A 1,113-nucleotide genomic window follows, 5' to 3' on the forward strand; every position below is an offset into this window, starting at 1 on the left:
GCCGGTAATTTCCCCCAGGGATTGCTGAGCCTGGCGCAGATCTTCGGCCAACAACTCGCCAGCACCGGCCAGTACATCATGGTCGGCAGCATCGTTCCGGCGGGCGGTCGCCTGCAGGTGCAGTACGCCCTGTTCAATGTCGCGACCGAGCAGCAAGTGCTGACCGGCAGCGTCTCGGGCAGCGTCGACCAACTGCGCGACATGGCTCACTACATTGCTGACCAGTCGTTCGAGAAACTCACCGGCATCAAGGGCGCCTTCTCGACGCGCATGCTGTACGTCACGGCAGAGCGTTTCTCCGAGAAGAACACGCGCTACACCCTGCAACGCTCCGACTATGACGGCGCGCGCGCGGTGACCCTGCTGCAATCCCGCGAGCCGATCCTGTCGCCGCGCTTTGCGCCGGACGGCAAGCGCATCGCCTATGTCTCGTTCGAACAGAAGCGTCCGCGCATCTTCGTTCAGCACATCGACACGGGTCGCCGCGAGCAGATCACCAACTTCGAAGGCCTGAACGGCGCGCCTGCCTGGTCGCCGGATGGCCAGCGCCTGGCGTTCGTGCTGTCCAAGGACGGCAACCCGGACATCTATGTGATGAACCTGGGTTCGCGTCAGATCTCGCGGGTGACTGCGGGTCCTGGCATCAACACCGAACCGTTCTGGGGCAAGGATGGCTCGACCATCTACTTCACCTCGGACCGTGGCGGCAAACCACAGATCTACAAGACCAGCGCCGGTGGTGGCGGTGCGGAGCGGGTAACGTTCGTGGGCAACTACAACGCCAACCCGAAACTGTCTGCGGATGAAAAGACGCTGGTCATGATTCACCGGCAGGATGGCTTCACCAACTTCAAGGTAGCGGCTCAGGATTTGCAGCGCGGCAACGTAAAAATCCTTACAGACAGCACACTTGATGAGTCGCCTACTGTTGCGCCCAACGGCACCATGGTAATCTACGCCACCCGCCAGCAGGGCCGGGGAGTCTTGATGCTCGTGTCCATAAATGGACGCGTGAGGCTCCCGCTTCCTACCGCTCAAGGCGAAGGGTCGGATCGCCGCCCGCTCGTTCCTGCAGAAAAACCGCACACGCCCGCGCAACTTGTAGGAGCGAAG

General features: G+C 61.9%; 1 protein-coding gene. It reads left to right on the plus strand.

Annotated features, from left to right (window positions below):
- On the plus strand, window positions 1-1,113 hold a 1,113-nt coding region (gene tolB, locus ACQKQA_RS30415; RefSeq protein ID WP_427564808.1), incomplete at both ends, for a Tol-Pal system beta propeller repeat protein TolB.

Origin of the sequence: Pseudomonas sp. NPDC089530, assembly GCF_050280705.1 — a bacterium.
Classification (GTDB): Bacteria; Pseudomonadota; Gammaproteobacteria; order Pseudomonadales; family Pseudomonadaceae; genus Aquipseudomonas.